This is a genomic window from Shinella sp. BE166 (assembly GCF_051201095.1).
Classification (GTDB): Bacteria; Pseudomonadota; Alphaproteobacteria; order Rhizobiales; family Rhizobiaceae; genus Shinella; species Shinella lacus.
Genome location: NZ_JBPEHL010000001.1, coordinates 356,948 through 380,556, shown reverse-complemented (window position 1 = coordinate 380,556; position 23,609 = coordinate 356,948). Strand labels below are relative to the sequence as shown.

Annotated in this window: 18 protein-coding genes; 9 read left to right on the top strand and 9 right to left on the bottom strand. The window is 64.9% G+C overall.

Annotation, left to right across the window (positions count from 1 at the left end; genetic code table 11):
• Nucleotides 1-101 precede the first annotated feature (101 nt).
• The 9 genes from tssM to J2Y63_RS01645 all read right to left on the bottom strand — a co-directional run bounded on the left by tssM (nucleotide 102) and on the right by J2Y63_RS01645 (nucleotide 12,089).
• Nucleotides 102-3,617, bottom strand: a complete 3,516-nt coding sequence (gene tssM / locus J2Y63_RS01685; RefSeq protein WP_435264632.1) for a type VI secretion system membrane subunit TssM — start codon at nucleotides 3,615-3,617, stop codon at nucleotides 102-104.
• Nucleotides 3,614-5,392, bottom strand: coding sequence for a type VI secretion protein IcmF/TssM N-terminal domain-containing protein (locus tag J2Y63_RS01680; protein WP_435264631.1), 1,779 nt, complete (start codon nucleotides 5,390-5,392; stop codon nucleotides 3,614-3,616). Before J2Y63_RS01680 ends, tssM begins: the two co-directional genes overlap by 4 nt.
• Nucleotides 5,389-6,834 carry a type IVB secretion system protein IcmH/DotU gene (gene icmH, locus J2Y63_RS01675; RefSeq protein WP_435264630.1) on the bottom strand — a complete coding sequence of 482 codons (1,446 nt, stop codon included), beginning with the start codon at nucleotides 6,832-6,834 and terminating at the stop codon, nucleotides 5,389-5,391. The genes J2Y63_RS01680 and icmH overlap by 4 nt, the downstream gene beginning before the upstream one ends.
• Nucleotides 6,835-6,844: 10 nt before the next feature.
• Entirely contained in the window at nucleotides 6,845-8,176 is a 1,332-nt protein-coding gene (gene tssK / locus J2Y63_RS01670; protein ID WP_435264629.1) for a type VI secretion system baseplate subunit TssK, read from the bottom strand.
• A 76-nt stretch (nucleotides 8,177-8,252) separates the two neighbouring features.
• On the bottom strand, nucleotides 8,253-8,810 hold the full coding sequence (tssJ, locus tag J2Y63_RS01665) for a type VI secretion system lipoprotein TssJ (RefSeq protein WP_435264628.1): 558 nt from the start codon (nucleotides 8,808-8,810) through the stop codon (nucleotides 8,253-8,255).
• Nucleotides 8,807-9,553 carry an FHA domain-containing protein gene (locus J2Y63_RS01660; protein ID WP_435264627.1) on the bottom strand — a complete coding sequence of 249 codons (747 nt, stop codon included), beginning with the start codon at nucleotides 9,551-9,553 and terminating at the stop codon, nucleotides 8,807-8,809. The genes tssJ and J2Y63_RS01660 overlap by 4 nt, the downstream gene beginning before the upstream one ends.
• Nucleotides 9,554-9,623: 70 nt before the next feature.
• On the bottom strand, nucleotides 9,624-10,703 hold the full coding sequence (locus J2Y63_RS01655; protein ID WP_435264626.1) for a methyltransferase domain-containing protein: 1,080 nt from the start codon (nucleotides 10,701-10,703) through the stop codon (nucleotides 9,624-9,626).
• Nucleotide 10,704: 1 nt separating this feature from the next.
• A complete protein-coding gene (locus tag J2Y63_RS01650) occupies nucleotides 10,705-11,085 on the bottom strand; it encodes a PAAR domain-containing protein (protein ID WP_256114933.1) in 381 nt (126 codons plus the stop codon).
• Nucleotides 11,082-12,089, bottom strand: a complete 1,008-nt coding sequence (locus tag J2Y63_RS01645; RefSeq protein WP_435264625.1) for an ATP-binding protein — start codon at nucleotides 12,087-12,089, stop codon at nucleotides 11,082-11,084. Before J2Y63_RS01645 ends, J2Y63_RS01650 begins: the two co-directional genes overlap by 4 nt.
• On the opposite strand from J2Y63_RS01645, the gene J2Y63_RS01640 reads away from it, so the two are divergent.
• The 9 genes from J2Y63_RS01640 (at nucleotide 12,057) to tssC (J2Y63_RS01600) (ending at nucleotide 23,608) form a co-directional block, all read left to right on the top strand.
• Nucleotides 12,057-12,527: an STAS domain-containing protein gene (locus tag J2Y63_RS01640; RefSeq protein ID WP_256114935.1), complete on the top strand. Its 471-nt coding sequence runs from the start codon at nucleotides 12,057-12,059 to the stop codon at nucleotides 12,525-12,527. The genes J2Y63_RS01645 and J2Y63_RS01640 overlap by 33 nt on opposite strands.
• A gap of 138 nt (nucleotides 12,528-12,665) precedes the next feature.
• Nucleotides 12,666-15,380: a type VI secretion system ATPase TssH gene (gene tssH, locus J2Y63_RS01635; protein ID WP_435264624.1), complete on the top strand. Its 2,715-nt coding sequence runs from the start codon at nucleotides 12,666-12,668 to the stop codon at nucleotides 15,378-15,380.
• A 74-nt stretch (nucleotides 15,381-15,454) separates the two neighbouring features.
• Complete coding sequence (locus J2Y63_RS01630; protein ID WP_256114937.1) at nucleotides 15,455-15,931, top strand: Hcp family type VI secretion system effector; 477 nt, start codon at nucleotides 15,455-15,457, stop codon at nucleotides 15,929-15,931.
• A gap of 145 nt (nucleotides 15,932-16,076) precedes the next feature.
• On the top strand, nucleotides 16,077-18,113 hold the full coding sequence (locus J2Y63_RS01625; RefSeq protein WP_435264623.1) for a type VI secretion system Vgr family protein: 2,037 nt from the start codon (nucleotides 16,077-16,079) through the stop codon (nucleotides 18,111-18,113).
• 9 nt (nucleotides 18,114-18,122) lie between these two features.
• Complete coding sequence (locus J2Y63_RS01620) at nucleotides 18,123-18,731, top strand: DUF6931 family protein (RefSeq protein ID WP_256114939.1); 609 nt, start codon at nucleotides 18,123-18,125, stop codon at nucleotides 18,729-18,731.
• A gap of 143 nt (nucleotides 18,732-18,874) precedes the next feature.
• Entirely contained in the window at nucleotides 18,875-20,005 is a 1,131-nt protein-coding gene (gene tssA / locus J2Y63_RS01615; RefSeq protein ID WP_256114940.1) for a type VI secretion system protein TssA, read from the top strand.
• A 49-nt stretch (nucleotides 20,006-20,054) separates the two neighbouring features.
• The gene (gene tssB / locus J2Y63_RS01610) at nucleotides 20,055-20,564 is read left to right on the top strand and encodes a type VI secretion system contractile sheath small subunit (protein WP_256114941.1); all 510 of its coding nucleotides are present in this window, start codon (nucleotides 20,055-20,057) and stop codon (nucleotides 20,562-20,564) included.
• 4 nt (nucleotides 20,565-20,568) lie between these two features.
• A complete protein-coding gene (gene tssC, locus J2Y63_RS01605) occupies nucleotides 20,569-22,062 on the top strand; it encodes a type VI secretion system contractile sheath large subunit (RefSeq protein ID WP_256114942.1) in 1,494 nt (497 codons plus the stop codon).
• A gap of 7 nt (nucleotides 22,063-22,069) precedes the next feature.
• Nucleotides 22,070-23,608 carry a type VI secretion system contractile sheath large subunit gene (tssC, locus tag J2Y63_RS01600; protein WP_435264622.1) on the top strand — a complete coding sequence of 513 codons (1,539 nt, stop codon included), beginning with the start codon at nucleotides 22,070-22,072 and terminating at the stop codon, nucleotides 23,606-23,608.
• Nucleotide 23,609 lies beyond the last annotated feature (1 nt).

Genomic DNA, 23,609 nt, shown 5'->3' with positions numbered 1-23,609 from the left:
AACCCCTCTCCAACGCCTTGTCGATTCGTAACGGCATCCCGGCGGTTGCGCGGACATTGGCGTACTCCTTCTCACCCTGTCAAGGAACCGTCGGGGCCTCGTCATAGGGTTGGGCACGTGAAATCGGACAGCGTGTCCCGCGCGAACGGATTGCGGGTCGCGGGCGCCGTCAGCCGCATGAGAACCGCGCGGTTGCCGACGCGGAACTGGTAGGTCACCACGTCGGTCGGGTTCTTGTCGACTTTGCGGCCCTGGTCGAAAAGCCGGAAGAGCGCCCAGGCGCCCTGCTCCGTCAGGATATTGCGCTGGCCGGCGACCTCGGGCGTCATCGACATGGAGGCGCCCGCCACCAGGTTTTCCGGCGGCCAGAGATATTGCGTGCCCGCCGGCGGGCCGTGGCTGTAACTGGCCACCTTGCCGCCGATATCGAGCAGGAAGGCCCGCGCGGTCGCGTCGAGCTTGCCGACCTCGACGGTGAAATCGACATTCGGCTTCTCCTGCCCGGCGAAGAAGACCGTCTCGATATCGTCCGCCTTCTCGAAGGCCGCGAGCACCGCATCGGGGAAACCGAGGCCGAATTGCTGGCCGGCCTTCCAGCGCCAGGGTTTCGTCGTCCGGTCGATATAGGGCTTCAGGTAGTCGTTGCGGAAACCGGCAATGGCGCCCTGCGGCCCGAAGAGCCGCGAAAAATCGTCGAGCGAGGCATCGTTGATGCTCTCCGTGTCGAAGGGATAGCGGCCGATCGTCGTCGCGGTGCAGAGCGGCAGCACCGTGGAGGTCCAGATTTCCGCCAGCCGCTCGCGCGAGCTTCCCCCCGTCACCGCGCCGACTTGGCTGAGGATGCGGGCGAAGAAGGGCTGGACGCTCGGCGGCAGCTTGCCGTTGCGATCGGTCAGCTGGCTGAGCAGCGTCTGCGGCTCCGTGCCGAGTTCCAGCACGTCGCCGCCGGCAGCGACATGGTTGAGCTGTCGATAGAGCGGCTCCAGCGCCGCCAGCATGTCGTCGACGGGCGTCTGCTGGCCTTCCGCCTTGGCGACGACCGCCTCGCGAAAGACCTTGAAATGGTCGGTCACCGACTGCGGCACGTTGACGACGCGCCGGGGCGCCCGGACGGTCTTCGTCACCTGCGTCAACTGCTCGGCGACCATGGCTTCGATCGCGCCCGCCGCGCTCGACGTGAGGTCCGTCAGGTCCACCTCGGCAGCGATGGCGACGAAGAGTTCCTTGGCGGGCGAAGGATTGCCGGCGACGATCGCCACGGCATCGGCGAGGCGCCGCGGATCGGTCTCGCCGGCAATGCCGAGATCGGCGAGAAGGCTGCCCCACCGGCTCATGTAATTGACACGGTAGAGATCGGCCAGGCCATCGCGGATGCGGCCGGCCTCGCGTTCGCGGTCGAGCGCCGTGTCCGGCTTGCCCATCACCCAGAGGTCGGCGGCGAGCGCCAGCGCCGCGTCGCCCGAGGCGCGCATCATCACGCCGAAACCGTTCTTGGTGTAGATGCCCTCGATGCCGTCGAAGAAGCTCGCGCCGCTTACACGCGCCAGCGCCTCCGGGCCGGCAAGCCCCATATGGTCGACCGGCCGCCACATCGCCATCTCTTTCACCGCCGGGTAGGTCCCGGCCATGTCGTAGGCGAGCCGTGCGAGGCTGTAGTCGGTGATGCGCGCGCGTGCGTTTTCGATGAGCGCACCATCAGCGGAGGGCGTCGGAATGGCGACCGAGGCAAGCTCGGAGAAGTGGTCGGCGATGCGCTGGTCGACCGCGTCGCTGCGGTCGTAAAGCATCCAGTTCGCCGCGAAATCGGGGCCGAGCAGCGCTGCCGTCTCGCGGCCGGGCGGGCGCTCGCCGGTCAGCATCAGGTAGAATTTCAGCTGGGTGAAGCGCAGCGCGGCCGGCGTCTGCTGGTTCGCCAGGCCCTGGCGCAGATATTGCCAGACGAAGGGGAAGAACAGGTTGGCGAGCGCCTTGTCATAGGCCTTGCGCGCCTCGCCCTGCACCGAGGACGGGCTGTAGAGGCCGAAGGTCGCGCCGCGTGGCTCCTCCTTGGCAAGTGTCGCCAGCCGGTCAAGCACCGCAAGCACCGGCTCGAAACGCGTCGAGAGGCTGCCGGCCGGCACCGCCTCGGCGATGCGCCCGCGCGCCGCCGTCGTCTGGTCGGTGACACTGGCCACATAGGCGCGCCCGTCGCTGAAGCCGAGCCACCAGAAGGCGAGCACGGTGAAGGCGGCGATGCAGAGCAAGGCGTTGATCGCCAGATCCTTGAAGCGGGCGGCCACCAGCGCCGGCCGTGTCAGGCCGCCGAGATCGGCCTCCGGAAAGATGACCTTGCGCAGCAGGCCGAAGAGGAAGAACGGCCGGACACGCCGCGCGCCCGGATCCGGCGCGAGCGCCAGCGTGGCGGGGCTGCGGCCGAACAGAGGGGCGAGCGAGCCCGCCAGCGCATCGACATTGTCGCCGGTCTGGCGGCAGGAAACGAAGAAGACGCCGCGCATGTTCGTCGCCGCGCCAAAACGGTGCAGCGTGGCGAGCTGCTGCACGAAGGGCTGGATGCGCTCGCGCAGCAGGGCGAACTGTGCCGGGAATTCGAAGGTGCGGCGGCGGCGCAGCTCGTCCGGCTCCTCCTGCAGGCAGACGAACTGGCGCTGCGCGATGCGTTCGACGAGGCCGGCGAACCCCCGGTCGAGCGCTTCGGCGGGGCCGCGCGCATCGCCGCCGAGATCCGGCGCGATCGGGATGCCGAAGGCGGCCGCGCGCTCCTCCGTCGTCAGGTCCTCGAAAATCTCCTCGAAACCGACGACCCGGTCGAGCTTGGTGACGACGATATAGACCGGCGCATTGGCGCGCAGATGCTGGACGGCCTCGTCGAGCCGCTGGCGGATGGCCGTGGCATAAGCGACCGCCTGTTCCGGCAGCATGGCCAGCAGTTCATCGACGCTGACCGCAACGACGATGCCGTTGACGGGCTGGCGCGAGCGCAGATGGCGGATGTGCTGGAGCGCCTGCTGCCAGAGCTGGCGCGCCTCGGGCGCCTCGCTGCCGGTGAGCCGGCCGGAAAACTCCACCAGCACGGCCTGGTCGCTGATGTGAAAACGGGCGGAGGGGGCCTCCACCGCGCCGTCGCTCTCGAAGGGCAGCGTCAGGCCGCTGGCGCGCACCAGCGAGGTCTTGCCGGCACCGTCCGCGCCGAGCAGCATGTACCAGGGCATCGCATACCGCGCGCTGACGAAGAGATCGCCATGGCCGCGCCTGAGGAGGCTCATTGCCCGGCCTGCGGCATCGCGGAAGGCGGAAATCTCGGCGTCGACCGCCGCCCGGTTGCGGTCCGTCCGGTCCGCCGCCTCTTCCTCCTGCTTGCGCAAAGCCGCGATCAGCGCCGCCTCCTCGCTGCTGCGCTTGGTGCGCATCAGGAAACCGAGGCCGCCCCAGGCGAGCGCCAGAAGCAGGAGCAGCGTGAGGCGGGTGGCGGCCGATCCAAGCGGGCGCACCTCGCCGAAGGCGATCAGCGGGCCGATGAACCAGATGAGAAGCGCCAGAAGCACGACAACGATGGTCAGGACGACGCTCGGGCGGCGCAGCGTACGCCCGAATTTCCGCAATCTCGCCCGCACGCTCACGTCAGGCTTTCCCGGTAGGCGATGCGTCTGCGCGCCGCGTCGACATAGGCCCGGTCGATGGCAAACCCGCCGGCCTCGTCGATCGCCTCCAGCGCGCGGGCCACGAACTCACCGTCACGGTCGCCGGCGATCGTCGGCGCACGCTTTTCGAGCCAGGTCTTGAGCTGCGGCGATGCGGGATTGTCGGCAAGGGCGATCAGATCTTTGAGGGCGGCCGTGTCGTTGTTGTCGTCGACGAGGTCGGCCTGGAGCCAGGCAGCGATTTCCGGCAACAGCGCGTTGGCCCGCACGGCGCGTTTTGCGTCCGCAATGCCGTCGCTGAGCATCGCCCGCTTGTCGAGCCAGAAGGCGTAGGCGGGAACCGGGCGCTGCCCGTCGAGCATCACGCCGACGGCATCGAGCCGTTGCAGGGCGGCAAGCAGCACCGGCACGTCGGCCCGGCGCAGCGGCCCCTTCAAAGGTGCTGCGTCGCCGATCGCCTCCTGCACCTGCCGGCGCAGGCGGATCTCGTTGTCGAAGGTCGAGAACAGCACGTAGCCGCCGGCCGCGCAGGCAATGACGGTCGCGGCGATCGGCAGCCAGTAGAGGACCGACCGCGAGGCGCCCTGCCGGTCCTTCAGCACCAGGCCGGCCTCCGGCAGGATCGCCTTCTTCACGGCACCGCTGATGAAATAGCCGTGGTTCAGCTCGTCATCCACGCCGAGATCAGGCGGCAGCATGCCGCTGCGCGGCATGGCGAAGCGGCGCGACAATTCCGGCAGCAGGGCGTCGATCGACAGCATTTCCTGCCGCGCGCTCGTCATGAAGATGCCGCGCAGCAGCACGCCGCGCCAGGTGCCGTTGCCCAGCGGCGTCATCGCGTCGATGAGCGGCATGACGATGCGCTGTATCGCGGCGATCTGCGCGGAAAAACCGTGGATGTGGCTGCTGCGGATCGGCTCGGACTCCTTCGACAGCAGTTCGATATGGCGCTTGCGCATGGTCTCGACCATGTCGCCGAAACCGGCATCGATCTCCGCGTGCAGCGCGTCGACGGTCTTCGGCTCCCTGGCGTCATGCGGCAGGGCGAAACCCCAGGGCTGCGCCCGGTCGGCCGGCTCGATGCGCTCGAAAATCTCCTGGAAGCCGGGCACGAGATCGGTGCGCGACAGGAGCACATAGGCGGGCAGCGTCTGGTCGAGCATCTCGTCGGCCTGGCGGAACCAGGCGGCAATCGTCTCGGCGGTCATGCGCTGTTCGAGCTGGTCGGCCAGCACGAGATCGGCCGGGCTGACGACGAGCATGATGCCGTTGACGGGGAGTTTCGGCCGTACGGCGCGGAGCAGCCGGAAGAGTTCGCCGGCGTCGTCCGACACCTGCGCCTCGACGAAGACGGCATCCGGTCCGACCCACCAGTTGGCCGGGCCGATGGTCTTCGGCATGCCGAGGCGCATTTCCGCGCTTTCGAGCAGGCAGGTCTTGCCGCTGCCGGCCGGGCCGACGATCAGGAAGAACGGCACCGAATAGCGCCCGCGCCGGCCTTTCAGGCCACGATCGGCGAGGAAGGCGCCAACCTGGCGGCGCAGATCGCGCAATGCCGGCGTTTCCGGCGTCGAGCGCCGGAAGAACAGGCGCGAAAAGACGACCGGCAGCAGCGCCCAGACGACCACCGGCAGAAGGGAGAGCAGAAGCCCGAGATCGGGATCGGCGACAAGAGGCTGCTTCGCCAGGAACCAGCTCGCGGCCGCAGCGGCCGCAAGTCCGAGAAGCCAGAGAATGAGCAGCCACGGCCTCATGGGGTCTTTTCCGCGGGGATCTGGAATTCGACGCGGCGGTTGCGCGCCCGGTTCTCACGGCTGTTGTTGGCGATTAGCGGGTCGTTCGCGCCGCGGCCCTCGAAGCTCACCCGCGCGGGGTCGTCGACATGGCGTTGCAGCATCTGCGCGGCGGAGCGGGCGCGGGCGAGCGAGATCGCCATATTGTCACCGAGCGGGCTTCCCGCCCCGACGGGCGTATTGTCCGTATGACCGACGACGGCGATCTTCCCGCTTTCAGCGTTCAGCGCATCGCCGATGCGGGTAATCAGCGGCTCTTCGCCGAGCGACAGGTCCGTGCCGCCCGAGGGGAAGGAGGCCTTCAGCATGCGGATGATCACCAGCTCGCCGACGCTTGCGACCTCGACGCGACCATCGGCGATTTCGGGCGCGAGTGCTTCGGAGAGCCGCTCGACCTGCGTCTTGCGCACCGGCGGCACGGGGTCGGGAACGGTCGGGATGCCAGCCTGTTCCACCAGAAGCGGGATGGCCGGGACCAGTGCGGCGATCTCGGAGGCGGTCTGCTCCATGCTGGAGCGCAGGCTGATCGAGGAGAACGCCCAGACGACGGCGAGAAGCGCCAGCAGCACCAGCGCTGCAAGCCACGGGGCCGCCATGCTGCGCGGCGCGCGGTGGGGTGCTGCCGCACTCTGCCAGACCTGCGAGAGGTTGCGCTCATAGGGGCCGCGCACCCGGCGGATGACGCGGTAGAGATCCTGCCGAAGCCGGGCGAACTGCCCCTGCCCGCCGTCCATCACGCGGTATTTTCCGCTGAAGCCGATCGACAGGCAGATCGCCATCAGTTCGAGCACGTCGATATTCTGTTCCGGCTGCTGCAGAAGCTGCTGGAGCAGGTCATAGAAGCGCTCGCCGCCCCAGGTCTCGTTATAGAGGATGGAAACGAGGCTCTGGCTCGCCCAACCGGTCGTCGCACCCCAGCGGGTGTTGAGGATGATGTCGTCGATGACCGCGCAGAGCGCGTAACGCGACACGCGCACCAGCCGGTCCGGCGTATCGCGCGCCATCGCCGCCGTCTCAAAATTGCGGATCTCTTCGAGCACCCGGCGGCGGAATTCGGCGATGTCGTCGGGTGCCGCGCTCTCGTTGAGCCGGCCGGCAAGCCAGAGCAGCGGCGAGGCCGCACCCACCAGCGGGTTGACCGCCGCAAGCTCGAAGGCCTTTTCGATCGCTGGGTCGCCACGATGGCGCGCGCGCTCGACGGGCAAGGCGTCGAGGCCGAAATCGAGATCGTCTTTCTCGCTGGCGGCGGGACGACCGCCGAAAAACCCGCCATCGCCGCCACCGAAGCCGCCGCGCGGCAGGCTTTCCTGCCCGAAAGTCGTCGACTGGCGCGACGGCTGCCCGCCCAGCGGCCTGCGGATCGTATCGTCGGCACTCGGAAAATCGGCAAATGGATCGTTCACGCCCGCCTCCTCAGTCCTTCACGGCCCAAAGGTCGAGCTCAAGCGCCGGGAAGTCGCCTGCGACATGGATGGCGAGGCCGTTGCCGGCCGCGACCTGCTTCCAGATCGGGCTGGAACGGTCGAGTTCGAAATAGGCCTTGCCCGTATGGTATGGGATCTGGCGCGGCGCCACCGGCAGCGCGCGCAGCATGATGCCCGGAAGGGCGGCATTGACTAGTTCGGTGATCTGCTCGGCCGCGCCGATCTTGAACTGCCCGACGAGCCGGCGCACCAGCGCTTCGGCCGGCATATCGGCCTTGGCCGCGAGGATGAAGGAATATTTCGAATAGATCGAGCGGTCGGAAACGTCGGCGACGCGGATGCCGTAACGATGTTCGACGAGCGGGATGGTGATGGCGCTGCGCTCCAGCACCGCGCTCAGCGCCTGGCGCACGGCAGCGGCGACGGGGGCGAAGGACAGTTGCAGGCGCTCGTGGTCGTAGACCGGGAAGGGGCGCGGCCGATGGCCGGCGGCGGTGAAGGTGGCAAGCTCGCCGGCAAGCCCGATCATCGACGTGAAGAGCCGTTCGGGATGCACGAAGGTGGCCGACGCCATATGGGTGAAGAGCGGCTGCCAGCGGTTGATGGTCTGGAGCATCATCATGTCGGTGATTTCGGCGGCCGTGCCGACATTGGTGCCGGCAAGCCGCGCGGCGATCGCCTCGCCGCGATGGTTGAGCAGGCCGACGATCTCGGTGAGCAGGCCGGACAGGATCGGCGAGACGGCGCAATCCATCGCCGGCGGCACATAGCTTTCGTCGAGAACCACCGAATTGTCGCTGCGCACCTCGACGATGCGCGCGAGCCCGATGCCGACGAGGCCGCTGCGGTCGCTGGTATCGAGCGCATAGCGCAGGCGCAGCTTGCCGACATTGATGGGCGCTGCCGACACGTCGCCGCTATTGGCGTCCGACACGTCGATCTCGGCGAGCGTATAGCGGGTCGTCAGTTCCGCCTCGGCATCGGCCGCCTCGCGCCCGCCCGGCTCCGTCAGCGGCAGGGTGAGGTAGAGCACGGCATTGCGGACGTTCTCGCCGAGCATCAGCGGCGCCAGGCGCACGCTGTCGTCGGGCAGCGAAAACGGCGTGCCATCGGCAAAGACGCCGGCCGCCCGCTCGACGGCGAACTGGCCGATCGACAGGAGCTCGCGGTTCAGGCGCAGCTCCGTCAGGCCCCAGCCGTGCGGCACGAGCGCTTTCGTCCGGGCCCTCAGCTGGCGCTCGAAATGGCGAGCCTCCTGCTGGAAATGCTGGGCACGGATAAACATCCCCTCCGACCAGATCACCTTGTCATCGAACGCCATGCATACCCTTCCCTATGCCGGCGGCGCAGGTCCATCCCCGCGTCGCGACCGACCTTGCCCCTCTCTGCGAACCGTCTCAGTCCTGTGGCCCCATCTCCACGGACAGTGTCTTCAGGTCCACCTTGAGCTTGAATTTCTTGTCGCCCGGAAGCCCGACCATGGCGCGCCACTTTGCCTCTTCGAAATTGCGGAACCCGACGACCACCGCGATGATCGTCGTGCCCTCGATCATATTGGCCTTTATCCGCTGCACCTCCGCCGGCGCCAGATAGAGTTCCGTCTTGCCCAGCATGGTCGGCCCGAGCGTCTCCGCATCCGCCTCCCAGAGCTGGCGAAAGCTGGCATTGGCGAAGGCCGTCTCGGCGTTCAGCTGGTAGAGCCGCATGACGACGGGTTGCGGCAGGCCGTCCGGTCCCGGATTGACCAGCGGCGAAGCGACCGCGATGACGTCGATGCTGGCTTCCGCCGGCGCCGGCTTGATCTCGATCTCCTTCGGCGGCGGCTTCTTCTGCATGAGGCCGCAGCCCGGCAGCGCGAACGCAAACAGGCACAGGCACAGCAGAACGAAGAGGCGCGAGACAACCGCGCGCATCCCGATCGACCACCGCCCCGCCGGAGAGTGCTCGATCGTCAACCTGACTTCTCCTTGCGAAGAAGTTCAACCAAACGCCCCTCGAACCTACGCTTTTCCTCTACTGACAAAACCAACATCGCCGTTTCAACAGCCTTAGCAAACACCGCCGCATCCAGCCCGAGGGCCTCCGCAGCGAAATTCGTCCCAGTATCGGCTATCGAGGCTACCGCCTCGCCCGCCGCATTGGTACGCGCAATCGAGGCATTCCCCATGCCCCCGGAGATATCCACAGGTTTCGGCTCGCCATGCCGGCCGTCAGCCGTGGGTATCCACCAGTCCTGTAGGACCGCAACCTTGTCCCGAGCATTCTCGGCCGCCGTATCCGGCAGGATCGCCGCCTTCACGGCCTCCGCGGCCTGCTCGTCGAAGCCGAACGGCCCCTCCGCGAAGGGATCGTCCGCCACGGGCAGCGGCGCGACACCCGGCGCCGCCGTCTCGATTGCGACCGCGATGATCGCATCGCCGAGTGTCAACACATCCTTGTCGACGAGCGTGCGGGAGGCTTCACGCCCCAAGGGCACGCCGTTGACCAGCACGCCATTGGTGGACATGTCCGTGAGCAGGAAGCCGCCGGCCTGCCGCTCGATCCGGCAATGCCGCTTGGAAACGACACGCTCGGGATCCGCCAGCACCCAGTCGGCATCCTCCGACCGGCCGATGACGAGGGCTCCCGTCTCGACGGTTCTTTCCCGCAGGCCGGTCGCCAGGCGCTCCGGGCCTTTGAGTACGAGTCGCAATTGCATAGCCTACCCCCGACGGCGACCCGTTTTCCCGCCTCGCAGGGAATCACGGAATCGCTGGCTTGGCCGGATGTTACCCCACCGTTTTACGAGCGACTACCAGATATGCGGAATAATACATGCAGGATCGGTCGTGCAACCGGACATGCCAGGGTGCTTCTCCGACCGAGCCCGTGCGCCGCAGGCTGCCGGCGGCGAGCGGCCCTTCGGAGAGCAGCAGGTCGAGGATGGCCTCTGGGCTGCCGGCATGGACGGAGCGCTGCGAATGGCCGCCAAGCCAGGCCTCCACCGGCGTCACCTGCCCCGCCCAGTCGAAGGGCACGGACAACACGGCGCTGCCTTCGTCCACCAGCACGCGGCTGATCTCGACGAGGCCAGCCCGCGGATCGCGCATGCAGTCGACGACATTCATGCCGATGGCGAGCGCGAAGGTGCCGGCAGTAAAGGGCAGTGCCAGCGCATCGCAGAGCCAGACGTCGCCGCGGCCCTCGGCCCCTTGGCGCAGCGGATAGGTGCGCCGATCATAGACCAGACCGATCCGGCGCAGGCCGTAATTGACTTGGCCGCCGACCACGGCCTGCCGGCCGGTGCGGGCCAGCGGCACGGAAAGGTCGATGCCGAGCACGTCGCGGCCGAGCCGTTCGGCGGCGTCCACGACGGTGCGCCCGGCGGCGCAGCCGATATCGAGCACCGGGCCGTCCGGCAGCCCGTCGCCCAGCATGTCGAGCGCCTGCGCGAGATTGCGCGACACCGCTCCCGGCACCCCGCCGCCCGGCACCGGGGGAAAAGCCACGGGATCCTGGTCGCCCCAATGGTCCCAGGCATAGGAGGAGACGTGCTGGCGGATCGATTCGAGGCCGCTGCCCGGCCCCGCCGCATCCCCAAGGAGGCTCTCGACCGCGGGCGTGAGGTCGTTGCGCGCCAAGAGGTAGAACAGGTTGTCCTGCACGAAGCGGCGTACTTCCGGCACGATGATCGGCATGCCGTCGATGATCGGGAATTCGGAACCGCAGGCCTGGCAGCCGAGGATGCCGCTGGCGACATCGCCATGCGCCTCCGTCTCGACGACGCTCAACACCAGCGGCGCGTCCCGCCCGTTCAGGCGGCAGACGGGGCAGACCGGCCGTAGTTTCTCGAAATGGGACAGGCGCACGTCAGCCGCCGATCATCACGGTCGGGCAGCCAGGCGGCAGGATTTTCCCTACGGGGCTCGGGATCGGCGCAACGCAGGCCGCATGCATCGTCATGTCATTGATTCGCGCCGCGGGCAGGTTGCCGATCAGGACCGTCGCGGAGCCCATGCTGATCATGCCCGGCCCGCCAGGAACGCAGCCTGGCAGGGAGCACAGAATGGTCATGTCCGTAACCCTTGCGGCAGGCATGTTGCCAATCAGCACTGTCGGCAAGCCGCCGATGATCGCCAGCGGCAGGGCCGGATGCGGCACGGGCGTCGGAACGAGCGCGGCCGGATGGATCGGCGCATGGCAATGCGGCGCATCCTGCTTGACCAAATCCCCCATGCGCGCGGCGTTCATGATGCCCTATCCGTCCTGCTGGCCAACTGCTTTTCCAGGCTCAACACGTTCCAGCCATTACGACGGCAGTAGGAAACCCTGTCAAGCAGCGTGCGGACGAAATGCATGCCGAGCCCGCCGATCTGGCGGCTTTCGAGGTCCGCGTCGAGATCGGGCTCGGGGATGCCGAGCGGATCGAAGGGGCGCCCATCGTCCTGCACCTCGATCGCCAGGCGGTCCGCGGCAATCGACAGCGACAGCAGGATCTCGTGCGCCTCGCCGTCCTCGAAGCCGTAATTCACGGCATTGGTGAGGATCTCGTCGAGCGCGACGTCGATGCGCGTGACGTCCTCCTCGCCGACGCCGTGCATCTCCAGGAAGCGCCGCACCTTTTCGGCCGCGACCTGGATATCGCCATGGCTGTTGCCGATGGAAAAGATCGTCTCCTGCGCCAGGCGCCCCGGCGTCTTGAACAGCAGGGCGCAGGCGGCGCCGGAACGGCTGCGGTCGATGCCGTCGCGGATGAGCCCGGCGATGTCCTTCGACGCTGCAGTGGCTTTTGGCGGGTCAATATCGCCGGCGGCAAGCCAGGCAACGTCGCCGGACACCATTTCCCGCTGATTCGTCCGGCCGGAGATCGTCACCGCCGCCTTGCCGCGCGCCGCATAGGACACCTTGCCGGACACCACGTCGAGAACGAGCAGGCCGATATCGAGGCCGGCCGTGTTGATGTGTGCCGCCAGCGCCTCCAGCGCCTGCCCGGCGTTCAGCGTCGTCGCGACGACCGCGCGCAACAATTGGCGCAGGCCGGTCGCGCGCAGCGCCGCATCGACATCGCCCCCCGCGACGCGGGCGGCGCTGATGGCGAGCACCGAGCGGGCCGGCCAATGGTGATCGTAGAAGGAGATCGCTTCACGCCCGTCGCCGGCGCCGCCTTCCAGCTCGGCCTCGCGCCGGACGGGGAAACGCTGCGGCGAGAGCGACGCGCGCAGATGCGCGACAAGGGCTTCATCCGACACTGCCATCACGTCGTCACCCCAAAGCGTTTCAAAAAACCTTCTGGCAAGTCGTATAACTTTCTGAAATCATCACGCCACAAAGTGATCAACAGGAAGCCCGAGGTCAATATCATCATGAACATTGCCGAGACGCGGCAGGCAAACAGCCTCGTCGTCGCGCCCACCGGGCGGATAGACAGCCAGACCTCTCCGGTTTTCGACAGGCACCTCTCCGCCATCATCGAACGGGGCGACGTGAACCTGATCATCGACCTGGCGGGCCTGGAATATATCAGCAGCACTGGGCTTTCCGCCTTTCTCTCCGCAGCAAAAAAGGTTCGCGCGGCAGGCGGACGCATGTCGCTGACCGGGCTGAACAGTCGTATCCGTCTGGTCTTCGAAATGAGTGGTTTCTTAAGGTTGTTCCCAATCTATGCCAACGTAGATGCCGCACTCTCCGGCTGAAGGCCGATAGGGCGGTAGACTTTTACGGGAACTAGGAATTAGAGTTGCCCGTCATCTTGCCTATATGAATTGATTCTAGTCATCTTTTTGCGTTGGTGCGGATTGTCGCGTCGGCGCGGCAAAAGCTGGGGGGCCGCTTTGCTAAACGTAGATCTGCAATCACTCGTGGGGCGTCTGAACGCACTTTGCCGTTCGACGCTCGAAGGCGCGGTCGGGCTGACGCTTTCGCGCACCCATTACAATGTCGAAATCGAACATTGGCTGACGAAGCTGGTAGAGGCGCCCGACAGCGACGTCGCGGCCATCCTGCGGCATTTCGAGATCGATTCGAGCCGCCTGCTGGCGGATCTGACCAAGGTGCTGGACCGGTTGAAGACCGGCAACAGCCGCTCGCCGGCGCTGACGCCGAACGTCGTCAAATGGATCCGCGAGGCCTGGATCTATGGTTCGCTGCAATCCGGCGACACATCCATCCGCAGCGGCTACCTGCTCGTCAGCCTGCTCGGCGACGATGCGCTGTCCGCTCTGGCGCGTGACGCGTCCTCGCAATTCGCCCGGATCAATGCCGAGGTGCTGAAGACCGGCCTGATGAAGATCGTGTCGGGCAGCAGCGAGGCCGGCCAGTCCGCCTCGGGCGCAAAGGCGGCGTCCTCCTCCGGTGACGCGCCCGCATCGTCCGGCTCCGGTGTCGTTAGTGGTTCCGCGCTCGATCAATACACGATCAACCTGACGGCGCGTGCACGCGACGGCAAGATCGACCCGGTGCTCGGCCGCGATTCCGAAACGCGCCAGATCGTCGATATCCTCACCCGCCGCCGCCAGAACAACCCGATCCTCACCGGCGAAGCCGGCGTCGGCAAGACGGCGGTCGTCGAGGGTTTTGCGCTGAAGATTGCTGCGGGCGAAGTGCCCCCGGCGCTGGCGGACGTGGAACTGCTCTCGCTCGACCTCGGCCTGCTCCAGGCCGGCGCTGGCATGAAGGGCGAGTTCGAGAACCGGCTGAAGAAGGTGATTGAGGAGGTCAAGGCCTCGGCGAAACCGATCATCATGTTCATCGACGAGGCGCATACGCTGATCGGCGCCGGTGGTGCCGCCGGCCAGAACGACGCTGCGAACCTCTTGAAGCCTGCCCTTGCCCGCGGCGAGATGCGCACGATCGCCGCCACGACCTGGGCGGAATACAAGAAATATTTCGAACGCGACCCTGCGCTGACGCGCCGCTTCCAGGTGGTCAAGGTGGAGGAGCCCGGCGACGAGGCCGCCATCGCCATGATGCGCGGCCTGATCCCGACGCTCGAACGCCACCACGGCGTGCGTGTGCTGGCCGAAGCCGTGGAGGACGCAGTCCGGCTGTCCCGCCGCTACATTCCGAGCCGCCAGTTGCCCGACAAGGCGGTGAGCCTGCTCGACACGGCCTGCGGGCGCGTCGCCATCGCGAGCAACGCCGTTCCGGCCGTCGTCGAGGATCGCCGTCGTCGCGTCAACATGATCGACACCGATCTTGGCGTGCTGACGCGCGAAACCAAGATCGGCACGGACCATTCCGGGCGCATCGCCGATCTCAAGGACGAACGGGTGCGCGTCTCCGAGGAACTCGAAAAGCTCGAAGAGCAGTGGAACCGTGAAAAAGACCTGGTCGGGCAAATTCGCGCGCTGCACGATGCACTGACCGGGCCGGACGACGCACCTGCGGGCGAAAAGACCCCCGAGGAGATGAAGGCGGAACTGGCGACGCTGACGGCCGAATTGGAAGCGTTGCAGGGCGAGACGCCGCTGATGCGCGTGACGGTCGACGGCCAGGCGATTGCCGAGGTGGTCGGCAACTGGACGGGCATTCCGGTCGGCCGCATGGTTTCCAACGAGATCAAGACGATCCTCGCCCTCAACGACAAGCTGCGCGAACGCGTCATCGGCCAGTCGCATGCCCTGGAAGCGATCGCCGAGACGATCCGCACCTCGCGCGCCAAACTGCTCGATCCGCGCAAGCCCATCGGCGTCTTCCTGATGGTCGGCACGTCCGGTGTCGGCAAGACCGAGACGGCGCTGGCGCTGGCCGACCTGCTCTATGGCGGCGAGCAGAACCTCACCGTCATCAACATGTCGGAATTCAAGGAGGAGCATAAGGTCTCGATGCTGGTCGGCTCGCCGCCCGGTTACGTTGGTTACGGCGAAGGCGGCGTGCTGACGGAAGCCGTGCGCCGGCGGCCCTATTCGGTGATCCTGTTCGACGAGATGGAAAAGGCCCATCCGGGCGTGCAGGACGTGTTCTACCAGGTGTTCGACAAGGGCATGCTGCGCGACGGCGAAGGCCGCGACATCGACTTCAAGAACACCGTCATCATCATGACCTCGAATGCCGGCACCGACCTCATCCACCGCCTCTATGCCGATCCGGCCAAGCGGCCGGATGTCACGGAGCTGACGGAGGCAATCCGGCCGGAGCTGCTCAAGAGCTTCAAGCCGGCCTTCCTCGGGCGTTGCTCGGTCGTGCCTTACTTCCCGCTCGCAGACGACGTGATCCGCAAGATCGTCACGCTGCAGCTCAACCGCATCCGCAAGCGGTTCGCGGAGAATTACAACGCGACGCTCACCTGGGACGAGACGCTCGTCGAAGCGATCGCCAGCCGCTGCACCGAGGTGGAAAGCGGCGCACGAAACATCGAGTACATTCTGTCGCGTGGGCTTCTGCCGCGGCTTTCGTCGCATGTTCTCGCCGTCATGGCGGATGGCGGCCAGATCGGCGGATTGAAAGCCGTGCTCGATGAAAACGGCCAGTTCGAATTCCACGCGCAAACTTCGGGCGATACGGTCGTGCAGCCGGACCAACCGCCGGAATTCGTGGCAGCACAATGAAGGCAATCCGGGGCGATTCTTAATAATCCTCGTCTATCGACAACACCTCCATCAGGATACCAAGGGAGCTAACTATGGCAGTCTATCTGAAGTACGAAGGCATCGAAGGGGAAGCGACGCACGAAGCCCACAAGAAATGGATTGACGTGCAGTCCCTGCAGTTCGGCGTTGGCCGCGGCATCTCCACGCCCACCGGCGCCAGCACGAACCGCGAATCCAGCCAGCCAAGCGTCAGCGAAGTCGTCGTCACCAAGACGCTCGACAGTTCCTCGACGGCGATCTTCGCCGAGTCCGTAACGGGCACGGCAGGCAAGAAGGTTGAAATCCACCTCGTCAATACGGGCGACCCGGGCGACACCTATGTCGAATACACGCTGACCGACGCACTTATCTCGGGCTACAGCGTCTCGTCTGGCGGCGACCGTCCGACGGAGTCGATCTCCATCAACTTTACCAAGATCGAGTTCAAGTTCACGGCATTCGACGCGAAGAACAAGACTGCCAGCCCGAAGGTTGTCGGTTACAACATTGCCACGGGCAAGAAGATCTAAAGTCGGTAGATTTGCCTTCGCGGCGCGGTCTTCTCGCGAAAGCGGGCCGCGCCGTAGGCTTCGACGGCGGCGGCTTGCCCGCCTCCGTCCTATTCAAACGACGTCGATGCGTGCCGTGCACACATCCTTCGGGTAGCAAGACTCTATGGCGACGACCCTAGCTCAAGAGGACCATTGGATCACCCTGGAGACTCCTCTTGGGAAAGATGCCTTTCTCGCGACGGAAGCGCGCGGCAAGGAAGGCATTTCCAACCTCTTCGAATTCACCATCAGCGCCCTGTCCACCCGTGCGACGATCGATCCAAGTGATCTGCTGGGCAAGAGCGTGACGCTCTCCATGGCCAGACCCCGCAGCACGCGCCGCTATGTCAACGGCATCGTCACCGCCTTTTCCGCCGGCGCTTTCACGCGCAACGATTACCGGCTCTATACACTCGTCATCTCACCCAGCCTGTGGCTTCTCAAGCGCACGTCCGATCACAAGGTTTTCCAGGAAAAGACCGCCGTCGAGATCGTCGAGCAGCTTTTGGCGGACAGCGCCATCACCTTCGAAAAGAAGCTCAACGCTACCTACGATCCTTCGGAATACCGGGTGCAGTTCGGCGAAACGGATTTCGACTTCTTCCAGCGCCTTCTCGCCGAGGAAGGCATCTTCTATTTTTTCAAGCACGAGGACGGAAAGCACACGCTGGTGCTGGCCGACAATGCTTCCGCCTACGCCGAATGCCTGCAGGATACGGTCGAATATCGGCAGGGCCAGGAGGAGGCCGTAGACGGCGTCCACACCTTCGATAGCGGGGCGAGCCTCACCGATGCGATGTGGCATATCGAGGACTACGACTTCGAAAAGCCGGCAAACACGATCGAGGGTGAGCGCAAGGCGAGCCAACAGCCGGCAGCCGGAAAGAAATGGGAGCACTTCCGCTTTCCCGGCAATTCCGTCAAGTCCGACACACTGAAGCGTTTCGCCACCGTCGCCATCGACGCCGCAGAGGCAGGCTTCGAGACGACGACCGGAGGCGGCACATGCGCAAGCTTCACGAGCGGCCATGCCTTCACGCTGAAGGCTCACCCCGTAGCTGACGAAAACCGCCGCATGATGCTGACCGAGATACGTCACGAGGCGCTTGATCGCGCATATTTCAACATCCGGCCCGGCACGGAGGGCAAACCGTACTATCGCAACACCTTTTCCTGCATTCCGGCAGCGCGTATCGCCCGTAATCCGCTACCGACGCCCAAACCTATCGTGCAAGGTCCGCAGACCGCCCTCGTCGTCGGGCCTTCCGGCGAGGAAATCCACACCGATAAATACGGACGCATCCGCGTGCAGTTCCATTGGGATCGTTACGGCAAGAAGAACGAGACAAGTTCCTGCTTCGTGCGCGTGGCGCAGTCGCTCGCCGGCAGCAACTGGGGCTCCGTCTTCGTGCCGCGCATCGGCATGGAGGTCGTCGTGCAGTTCCTTGACGGCGATCCGGACCGCCCGTTGGTAACGGGCGCCGTCTACAATGCCGACAACATGCCGCCCTGGGCTCTGCCCACCAACATGACGAAAAGCGGTCTGCTGACGCGCAGCAGCAAATCCGGCCAGACGGCGAATGCCAACGAGCTTTCCTTCGAGGACAAGAAGGGCGAGGAGAAGATCACCTTCCACGCGGAAAAGGACTTTCTGCGCGAGGTTGAGAACGACGACACGCTGACCGTCGACCACGACCAGAAACGCACGATCAAGAACGATCGCACCACCGAGATCACAGAAGGCAATGAGACCTTCACGATCAAGAAGGGCAACCGGACAGAGAAGATCGAGACCGGAAACGAGACGCTCGACATCGACAAGGGCAAGCGCACGGTGACGATTGCCACCGGTGGCGACACGCTGACGCTCAAGCAAGGCGACCGGGCGGTGACGTTGAACGTGGGCAGCGACACCCTGACCCTTACCCAAGGCAATCAGACAACGAAGGCCAGCGCCGGCAAGATTACCCTCGAGGCGATGCAGGGCATTACGCTGAAATGCGGTAGCAGCACAGTGGAGCTCACCCAGGCCGGCATCACCATCAAAGGTGTCACGGTGTCGATCGAAGGCTCCGCCCAAAGCGAGATCAAGGGCCCGATTGTCAATGTCGCGGGCGATGGCATGGCCATCGTCAAGGGCGGCATGGTCAAGATCAATTAGGGGTAGATGGTGAAAATCCAGACGGAAGCCTTTCGCAAGGTGACAGCCCAGACGGCACAGGATATCTGCGGCCGGGCGGAGCTTTCAGCCGAGGCCCTCCCCTTTCTATTGCCCACCCTGTCGCCACAGGGTTTCCTGTCGCTTCTGGTCGAGGCGGAAAACATTGGGGACGCCATACGTTTCCTCGCCTTCACCTTGCCGATCCGCGAGGCGATCTGGTGGTGCTATGTTGTCGCTAAAACCAGCATTCCGGCACCGACGGAGCTGGAATTGCTGTGCCTGGAGCGTACAGCCGCCTGGGTCTACGAGCCGGACGATTCCCGCCGGCGCTCTTGCATGGAGTGCGCCGAATCGGCGAAGTTCAAGGGGGCTGCGGCCTATGCGGCACTCGCGGTCTTCTGGTCGGGCGGAAGCCTTGCGCCGGAAGGCATGCCGGACGCAGACGCCGACCCTCGGTTGGGGCCGATCGGTGCCGGGGCGTCGGTGCTGCTGTCGATTACAGCAGGAGATGCTAAGAACCTTGTGGAGCGCTTCGAGACAGCGGTGACACGAGGGGTGAACATTGCCAATGGCGGCAACGGCTGGTTGCCGGGCGAGCGGCCGACGGGAAGCAATTGATCCCAGCCGAATCGAGAGATTCGTTTCAAGATCGATTAAGTATTTGGGGCTAAGCATTCTTCTGCCAGCTCCGCGCGTGTAGCGGTATCCGAGTAAAAGTTTCCAAGCGACCAGGCCCCGCAAGGGCAGGAGGATATCTACCCATGGCTCTGCCGCAGGTCATCGATATCGACGCTCTGCTCCAGGCGATCTCGGAAGAGGCGCCTGCCGGGACAGATCCGCGCGCCGATAGCTCGCCTGCCTCACTCTATTACCGCACCAAGGACGCCCGCAACGCCGCCCGCTCCGCCGAACGGGCCGCCGTCGAGACCGGTGGTGCATCGCCCGAGGAATGGGACACCGTCGCCGACACCGCGATGACGATCCTCGCTTCCCACGGCAAGGATCTCGAAATTGCCGCTTGGCTCGTTGAGGCCCTCTTGCGAACCGAAGGTTTTGCCGGCCTGCGCGACGGCATGAAGGTGCTCACCGGCATCGTCAACGGCTTCTGGGAAACCTGCTTCCCCGAACTCGACGAAGACGGTGTGGAAGGGAAAGTTTCCGCGGTCGCGGGCCTCAACGGTTCGGGCGCGGTCGGAACACTCATTCAGCCGATCCGGCTTGTATCGATCACGCGCGGCTCGCAATGGAGCTTTTCGCTCTGGAACTACGAGCAGGCGCGCGACCTCGCGAAGGTCACTGATCCCGACCGCCGCCAGGAGCGCATCGACAACGGCGCCGTGACCATGGAGCAATTCCTGGAAAGCGTGGCGGATACATCCGTCGCCTTCTTCGCCGAAACCCAGGCTGTCATCGTGGAGACGCTGGCGGCGCTGGCGGAGATGTCTGCAGCCTTCGATGCGGTGGCTGGTGTCGATGCACCGCCCGTTTCAGCGCTTCGCGAAATGCTGGAGGAAATCTCCCGCTCGATTGCCCACTTCGCCGCGGACAAACTTGCAGTCGCGAACTATTCTGCCGACAGCGAGGAAGTTTCCGCCGGCGACGCGGGCCAGCAAGGTGAAGGCGGTCAGCAGGTGTCCGGCACCGTCGTCGTCCGCAAGATCGAGGGCTACCAGTCCCGTGACGAGGCGTTGGCGGAACTGACGCGCATTTCCGCTTACTTTCGCAAAACCGAACCGCATTCGCCCATGTCGTACACGCTCGAAGACGCCGTCCGGCGTGCGCGCATGAGCCTACCCGATCTGTTGGTGGAACTGGTCGAAGACCCGGCCCACCTTCAGCGCATCCTGTTGGCGGCGGGCATCAAGCCGCCGTCGACCGAACAAGGTTATTAATTCCCTATCGCATATCCGCAACCATTCACCGCTTGAAGAGGGGGCCGTCATGGCAGAAAGCGTTCAACAGAAGCTCAAAAGGGTGCGCGCACCGCGCGTCCACATCACTTACGACGTGGAAACGGAAGGCGCACAGGTCCGCAAGGAACTGCCCTTCGTCGTGGGCGTCATCGGCGATTTCTCCGGCAAGCCCTACGAGCCGCTGAAGCCGCTGCGCGACCGCAAGTTCATCCAGATCGACCGTGACAACTTCGACGACGTCATGCAGCGCATGACGCCCGGCGCGGAATTCAAGGTCGAGAACACGCTGGCCGGCGACGATACGTTGATGCCGGTCTCGCTGAAGTTCAAGTCGATCAACGACTTCGAGCCCGGCGCCGTCGTGGAACAGGTCGAGCCGCTTCGCAAGCTTCTCGCCGTTCGCAACAAGCTGCGCGACCTGATGTCGAAGGTGGACCGGTCGGAAGAACTCGAAAGCCTCTTGGAGGAGGTCCTGCAGAACACCGACAAGCTTGCATCCCTTGCCAACGAGCTTGGCGCCGAGAAAGCGAAGGAGTAGTCGAATGAGCGCCGAGACCCAAACAGCCGGCAGCACAGCCGTCGCAGAAGAAACCGGCTCCCTGAGCCTTCTCGACCAGGCCATCCAGGTCACCAAGACCGCCGAGCCGGACGAGATCCAGGACCTGTTGCGCACGCTGACGTCGGAAGCCCTTTCCGGCACGGTCACGTTCAGCAAGAACCTGACGCAGACCTTCAACAAGGCGATTGCCGCAATCGACGAAAAGATGTCGAAGCAGCTGACCGCCATCATGCACAATGAAGAATTCCAGAAGCTGGAAGGCAGCTGGCGTGGCCTTAACTACCTCGTCAAGAATTCGGAAACCAGCTCGACGCTGAAAATCCGCGTTCTCAACCTGTCGAAGAAGGAACTGCACAAGGACTTGACCAAGGCAGTCGAGTTCGACCAGAGCCAGACCTTCAAGAAGCTCTACGAAAACGAATTCGGCACACCCGGCGGCGAGCCCTACGGCGCGCTCATCGGCGACTTCGAGTTCGGCTCCGGCACGGAAGACCTCGAAGTGCTGCAGGGCATGTCCAATGTCGCTGCAGCCTCCTTCGCGCCCTTCATCTCGGCCGCAAGCCCGAAAATGTTCGGCCTGGAAAGCTTCACCGAACTCTCCAAGCCGCGCGATCTCGAAAAGATCTTCGACAGCTCGGAATACATCAAGTGGCGCGGTTTCCGTGACAGCGAAGACAGCCGCTTCGTCACGCTGACCATGCCGCGCGTGCTCGCCCGCGTTCCCTTTGGCTCGCAGGGCAAGCAGATCGACGAGTTCAAGTTCGAGGAAGCTCCGATCGACGCCAATGGCGTTGTCAGCAAGATGGAGTCGAACGACTTTACCTGGATGAACGCCTCCTACGCGCTCGGTGAGCGCCTGACATCAGCCTTCTCGAAGTACGGCTGGTGCGTGGCAATCCGCGGTGCGGAAGGCGGCGGCAAGGTCGAGAACCTGCCGACCTTCACCTTCACCAGCGACGACGGCGACGCCGACCAGCAATGCCCGACGGAAATCGGCATCACTGACCGCCGCGAGGCAGAGCTTTCCAAGCTCGGCTTCCTGCCGCTCTGCCACTACAAGAGCACGGACTACGCGGTGTTCTTCGGCGCGCAGACCACGCAGCGCGCAAAGAAGTACGACAAGCCCGATGCAACGGCCAACGCGGCGATCTCTGCCCGTTTGCCTTATATCATGGCAACGTCGCGCTTCTCGCACTACCTCAAGGTCATGGGCCGCGACAAGATCGGTTCGTTCCTCGAAGTTCGTGATTGCGAAAACTGGCTCAACAACTGGATCCGCAATTTCGTCAACGGCAATCCGGATGCGAGCGCAGAAATGAAGGCGCAGTATCCTCTCGCCGAAGCCCAGGTCACGGTGAAGGAAATCCCCGGTTCCCCGGGTGCCTACAACGCCGTCGCTTATCTCCGCCCGTGGTTGCAGATGGAAGAGCTCACCGCATCCATGCGCCTCGTCGCGCGCATCCCGCAGATGGGCTGACGCAGGCATGGAACAAGACGCAGCCATTGCCGTGGAAGACGCTTCCAACGGCGATGGCGCAAAAAGCGAAGCCGGCATCCGGCTTCGCATCATCGATGCGGTTCTCGAGCGTGGCGGAGAGGAAATCTCCGCCACGCTCGACCGTTTCATCGCGAGCGACGACCCGGCGGAGTGCCTTCGCCTGTGGTTCGGCACACGCGGCGGCGGCGATGGCTGGCGGGCGGTGCTAACCCGAGACATCGCGGCGATCGATCCGCTGCTTGGCGACCAGGTCGATGCGATCATCCACACGGCGGAGTTCAAGGCGCTCGAAGCCACTTGGCGCGGCGTCGATTTGCTGCTGTCGGAAACCGGCAACGACGACAAGGTCCGCATCAAGCTCTTCAATGCCACATGGTCCGAACTCTCGCGCGATTTCGATCGCGCGATCGAATTCGACCAGAGCACATTGTTCGCCAAGGTCTACAGCGAGGAATATGGCATGCCAGGCGGCGTGCCCTATGGGCTGCTGCTTTGCGACCATGCAGTGCGTCACCGCGCGCCATCGGGTAGCGCGGGCCCGCAGGACGATGTCGGCACGCTTTCCGGCCTAGCGCAGGTCGCGGCGGCGTCGTTTTCCCCCTGCATCCTCGGTGCCGCACCGGAACTGTTCGGGGTCACCACTTTCGCCGACCTCTCCTATGCGCAGCGGCTCGATGCCGGTTTCCAACTCGGTGAGTATCACCGCTGGCGCCGGCTCCGCGACCTGGAGGACAGCCGCTTCCTCGGGATCGCCATGCCGCGCATCCTGTTGCGCGACCGCTATAAGGACTCCGCCTCACGGCAGGACGGTTTCCGCTATAGCGAAGGCGGAGCGGGCGTCGATTCCTGGTTATGGGGCAATGCCGCCTTCGCCTTCGGCGTGATCTCCATCCGTGCGTTTCGCGAATGGGGCTGGTTTGCCGATATGTGTGGTACGCGCGGCCCGCAGGCCGATCTTGGCGGCGTCATCAGCCACCTGCCGGTTGCGCAATTTTCGACCGACGAGAAGGTCGCCTATCGGCGGCCGCTGGAAGTCGAGCTGACCGACAAGAAGCAAAAGATTTTGGAAGCTCTCGGCTTCATCGCGCTCACGCCGTGCAATTTCGATCGCTCCGTCGTCTTCCTTGGCGCGCAATCGCTTTATGCGGCACCGAGTGACAACGACCTTCCAGCCCAGGTGAACGGCCGACTTTCCTCCATGCTGCACTACGTCATGTGTATGAGCCGGTTCGCCCACTACGTGAAGATCATGGCGCGCGACCGGGTCGGCGCCTATACGACGCCGCAGGATCTCGAACGTTACCTCGAAGAATGGCTGCGCAACTACACGATCGGCAACACCGACGCCAGCGCGGAGTTGAAGGCGCGTTATCCGCTCGCCGGCGCGCGATTGGAAATGAGCGAGGTCAGCGGTCGGCCCGGCGTGATGAACTGCGTGCTGCACCTCCAGCCGCATTTCCAGTTCGACCAAGTCGTGACGGGGTTCCGGATGCGGACCGAAGTGCAATCCATGCGGTCGCGGTAGC